This is a genomic window from Miniphocaeibacter sp. (assembly GCF_049276255.1).
Taxonomy (GTDB): domain Bacteria; phylum Bacillota; class Clostridia; order Tissierellales; family Peptoniphilaceae; genus Miniphocaeibacter.
Window position 1 is genome coordinate 1 of sequence record NZ_JBASWB010000008.1, and the last position, 4,438, is coordinate 4,438.

A 4,438-nucleotide genomic window follows, 5' to 3' on the forward strand; every position below is an offset into this window, starting at 1 on the left:
CCCTTCCGCTACAGCTTTTATTAACTTCAAACCAACTTCTATTAATTTGCCTGCATTTTCATTAAATGCTTGTGCTAGTTTTCCTACAGCTTCTACAGCCTTTGGAATGAGTTCTGGTATGGCTTGAGTTATTCCTTCGCCAAGCTTAATAATAAGCTCAACGCCTAGTATTAATATTTCTGGAAGTATAGTTAAAATTCCGTCTGCTAAAGAAGTTCCTATCGCAACAGCGCTCGCTACTAACTGGTCGGATGAATTCCTGATTCCATTTATTAGATTTAAAATAACCTTAGTTCCCATATCCAACATTTTTGGTAAGAAATTAGTTATTTCTACTAATATTCTTGACAGTGAATCACCAATTGCAGCTGCTAGTCCTTCAAAGCCACCGCTTTTAAATGCAGCCGTTAAAGAATTTACTTCGTCTTTAATAAAAGAAATCGCATCAGCGAAGGCTGGCTTTAACTCATCTCCGACTGAAATTGCTAAATTAGTAACCGCATTTTTAAGCATTCCCATTTGAGCTTCTACAGTTTGGTATCTTGTTTCAGCTTCTTTGGATAATGCTATATTTTCTTCCCATGCGTTGTTAGCTAAATCCCAAGCTTCAGTTAAAACATCACTTGCTCCTGCTAATCTTCCTAGCGTATCTATGTCTTGAATTCCATTTATGCCTAGTTCTTTTAGTGTTGCGTTAACATCTCCACCGGACTTTTGTATGTCTCCTAAACCTTTAACAAATGCAGTTATTGCTTCCTGTGGATTTTCTTTCCATGCAGTACTAAATTCTTGCGCTGACATTCCAGCTACCTTAGCAAAGCTACTTAGCTTTTTACCACTAGATAATACTTCGGTGTTTATTTTCGCCAACGTTCTAGACATGGCACTACCGCCCTTGTCGGCTTCAATTCCAACCGAACTCATTGTTGCTGCTAAGGCCATGGTTTGAGCTTCTGTAAGTCCTACTTGTTTGCCAGCTGCAGCTAAATTCATTCCCATATTTACAATATCTGCTTCTGTTGTAGCCATGTTGTTCCCAAGTTCTACAACAGTAGAGCCTAGTTTTGAAAAATCATCTTGACTCATTCCAACAATGTTTGCAAACTTAGCAAAGCTTGTTGCTGCTTCTTCACTTGATAGGTTTGTTGCATCTCCCATCATCACCATTGTTTTAGTGAAGTCTTTTATGTTTTCAGTTTTAATTCCCAACTGACCGGCAGCTTCTGCTACCCCTGCAATTTCTGCAGCAGATTGAGGCATAACTAAAGACATATCAAGTATGCCTTGTCTTAATTTCGCTATTTGTTCATCTGTTCCATCTACAGTTTTTATAACTCCTGTAAAGGCACTTTCAAAATCAATACTGGATTTTAAAGCATAACCACCAAAAGCACTTACTGCTGCTCCTGCTATTCCAATACCTTTTGCAATAGCACCACCGGCTTTGCTTGCTATTCTTCCTAGGGAGCTAACACCCTTCCGAAAACCACTGTCATCCAGCTTTGTATCAAAAAGCAAAGAGCCGTCTGACATATTACCCCTCCTTTCTTTAGTAATAGGCTCAACGGCTCAATACTCTATTTTTTATCATTATTATTAATGTTAATTTCTATTTCATTTTTACATTTTTTACATTTTAAATATAATTTCTTGCTTATCGCTTCTTTTTCATCGTATTTTAATAATCTTTGTCCGCAGTTCGGACATTTAAACCATTTTTCAATTTGTTATCACCTTCTACATTCCTGCAAATAAACTGTTTGCAAAGTCGCTTTCTTTCTCTTCTTCCGTTCTTAAGTCCGGAAGAGCATATGTTTTCTTCATTTCTTGATAGAATTTCTGTTCATCTTTTGACATTTTAGAACTAATTTTCATTGACCTGTAGCCTAAAATTTTACTGTATAAGCAATTTTCATTTAAAGACTTTAGTAATGATTTGAACTTCCACCAATGCATATCTGTTTCTACTAAATCTATTTTGTAACACTCCATAAATGCAGCATAAATATAATCTGCGTCATGTTCAAAGCTATATATTAGTTTTTTCTTTTCCTTGAAGTCTGATTCTTCCTCTTCGTCGTTTTCTTCTTCTTTCCCGCACGAATAGAACCATATTAAGTAATCAATTAATCCTTTGATATCGTTAATATCTATATATTCACTCTTTACAGTTAATTGAATAATCTTAGTTAGTTTTTCCTCTTCTTTAATTTTTTTATCCTGCAATAACAGTTCAAATTTCATCCATACACGATAGTCTGTGTTTAATTCAGTATCTCTATAACAAAAAGGAAGTCCATCAATTAAGATGTTCATTACTTGTTGCCTATTTTCCCGTACCCTTCAACAAATTTATTTCTAAAAGACAGTATTTCTTCTACCATATAATTAGCTATGTCTAACGTATCCCAACCTGTTGCTTTTGCGTCTCCGCATATTTCTTTTTCTATTGCATCGTATGCTCCGTCGCCTAATACAGCATCTACTATATCTTTTAAATCCTTGATAACTTCTTCGTCTGTTTTATCCGCTGCTTTCTGCGCTCTTTCTCCGAATTTAGTTACCTTGTCAATCATATCTTCATCTGTTACATCAACGTTGTAAACTAACTTTCCATATTCTAACTTAACGTTACGGTCTCTTCTTTTAAATTTAGCCATTTATTAATCTCCTTTCAAAATAAAAAGGCAGCATTAAGCCGCCTAATTACTCTCCAGATGGTTCTGTTATGCCTTCTGTAAATGATACCGCCAACCAGTCAGTCGCTCCATCCGCCATTTTTGCAACTCCTTCTATTGAAGGCCCGTTCGCTTTAAACGTTCCGGAGTAGTTATAAGCTTCTGTTCCATCACCTTCAGTGTCCGGTACTATTGTGTAGTTTCTTTTTAACGCATAGAATCCATCGCCAACTTCTTTTGAGAAATCTACAACTACAATATTTGTTGTTGCATCATCACCTAGTAATTCTTTGTCAAATACCTCTTGTATTCTTTCGTGAACTGGATTTCCTTTGTATTTATCCAAAGTAAATGCAGTTGATGAAGTAACTCCTGTAGTTGTTGTTCTAGCTGATTTTTCATCTACGTAAGTTCTTTCATATTCAACCGGTTCTTTAGATGAAGGTAATTCCGTAAAGCCTTTCATTCTGTAAAACAAGTCTTCTTCGTCAGCTTCCATAAAAGAAACTTTATCTGCTCTTAATTGTAATCCTTCAAACTCTTTTAAATTTTGTATATTTTCTAAATTTGCCATTAGTAGTTTTCCTCCTTGTATACTAATCTCATTTGTATTTGATACTGTGCCTTTCCGCCTTCGCTAGCTATTAAATAACCATTTGTTAGTATTTCTAGCCTTTGAGGTTCTCTGTTTCCTTCAAGCACAGGTAAATTCTTTTGCTTGCTATTTGTTTCAATCCATTGAATTAATTTATCGAAAAATGCTGCATTATCTAATTGTTTTACATAATCACTTGTTAGATAATTTCTTGTGGTAAATGTAAAAGTATGTTGGCGAAGTTCTGCTCCATCAACATACTTTTTTATAACTGGATTTGTTGGTTCTGTGTAAATTCCATATTCTACCACTTCAAGTCCTAAGTAATCTATGTTTAGCCTTGCATTTGCATCCAACAAAGGACATTTATCGAAATAATCTCTTATACTCTCTATTACTGTTTTCATCTTGTTTTCGCTCCTGCAATTGCCGCTGCTCCTCTTAAAATATCGCCTTTGTGAGATTGCTTCATTCTTTCAAACCATTTATTCCCGCGCATTGGAGCACCGCTGAAGTTGGCAGGCTCATAATACCAACGTTTTGCATAAGGTGTTTGTTGTTGTACCTTTCCGCTACCTATATTGGTTTTAGATGTTGCCGAACCAATTAATGCTCCATCTCTAAATGGAGTGTATGGTGACATTCTCCTAATAACTTCACTGTCTATAAACTTTTGAACAGCTTGCCCTTGTTCCAACTTTCTTTTTGCGATAATCTCTCCTGGATTGTGTCTAAATTCTTTAAAAAATATCATTATTTCGCCCCTATTCTTATATGTTGCATTTCAGGACTTCCATAATCGTATTTATCAACTGATGTAATAATAAAAGTATCTTCAAAATCTTCAAATAATTCTTTGTCTGAAGTATATTCTTTCGTCACTTCTCCTCTAACGATATAATCATCTACTTTGAATTTTTCATCTATAATCGGCATATAAACAGTTATGTTATCAACTTCATTTAATGCCCTAGATGATTGCAAGATGTTATATCCCCTGCTATCTTCCCAATGCACTTTTACAGATTCCAACGGCTTGTATACGTCAGCTCTGCCTTGTCTAACTTTTGTTATTATTGTTGCTACTGCATTAGTTAACATTACACACCTCTGTACATTAAGCCAGTATGTCCAAAATAAACTTTAATTTCTCTGTATATAAATC

The 4,438-nt window shown here is 35.2% G+C and carries 7 protein-coding genes; all 7 read right to left on the bottom strand.

The annotated features are described in order from the left end of the window. The coding region (locus WAO56_RS00950; RefSeq protein WP_422146186.1) for a phage tail tape measure protein at nt 1-1,533 on the bottom strand (1,533 nt) is incomplete at its 3' end. A 204-nt stretch (nt 1,534-1,737) separates the two neighbouring features. After that, nucleotides 1,738-2,316, bottom strand: coding sequence for a Gp15 family bacteriophage protein (locus WAO56_RS00955; RefSeq protein WP_422146187.1), 579 nt, complete (start codon nt 2,314-2,316; stop codon nt 1,738-1,740). Then, nucleotides 2,316-2,660: a hypothetical protein gene (locus WAO56_RS00960; RefSeq protein WP_422146188.1), complete on the bottom strand. Its 345-nt coding sequence runs from the start codon at nt 2,658-2,660 to the stop codon at nt 2,316-2,318. The genes WAO56_RS00955 and WAO56_RS00960 overlap by 1 nt, the downstream gene beginning before the upstream one ends. A gap of 46 nt (nt 2,661-2,706) precedes the next feature. After that, nucleotides 2,707-3,252, bottom strand: a complete 546-nt coding sequence (locus tag WAO56_RS00965) for a phage tail tube protein (protein ID WP_422146189.1) — start codon at nt 3,250-3,252, stop codon at nt 2,707-2,709. Then, on the bottom strand, nt 3,252-3,680 hold the full coding sequence (locus WAO56_RS00970) for a hypothetical protein (protein WP_422146190.1): 429 nt from the start codon (nt 3,678-3,680) through the stop codon (nt 3,252-3,254). Before WAO56_RS00970 ends, WAO56_RS00965 begins: the two co-directional genes overlap by 1 nt. Continuing rightward, nucleotides 3,677-3,970 (bottom strand): minor capsid protein, encoded by a 294-nt coding sequence (locus WAO56_RS00975; protein ID WP_422146191.1) that lies wholly within the window; start codon nt 3,968-3,970, stop codon nt 3,677-3,679. Before WAO56_RS00975 ends, WAO56_RS00970 begins: the two co-directional genes overlap by 4 nt. 56 nt (nt 3,971-4,026) lie before the next feature. Then, a complete protein-coding gene (locus WAO56_RS00980) occupies nt 4,027-4,374 on the bottom strand; it encodes a DUF6751 family protein (RefSeq protein ID WP_422146192.1) in 348 nt (115 codons plus the stop codon). Nucleotides 4,375-4,438: the final 64 nt, after the last annotated feature.

Excerpts from the sequence above, each read along its gene's own strand:
- WAO56_RS00955 (WP_422146187.1), bottom strand. The coding sequence starts at position 2,316 with ATGAACATCTTAATTGATGGACTTCCTTTTTGTTATAGAGATACTGAA.
- WAO56_RS00980 (WP_422146192.1), bottom strand. The coding sequence starts at position 4,374 with ATGTTAACTAATGCAGTAGCAACAATAATAACAAAAGTTAGACAAGGC.
- WAO56_RS00960 (WP_422146188.1), bottom strand. The coding sequence starts at position 2,660 with ATGGCTAAATTTAAAAGAAGAGACCGTAACGTTAAGTTAGAATATGGA.
- WAO56_RS00970 (WP_422146190.1), bottom strand. The coding sequence starts at position 3,680 with ATGAAAACAGTAATAGAGAGTATAAGAGATTATTTCGATAAATGTCCT.
- WAO56_RS00965 (WP_422146189.1), bottom strand. The coding sequence starts at position 3,252 with ATGGCAAATTTAGAAAATATACAAAATTTAAAAGAGTTTGAAGGATTA.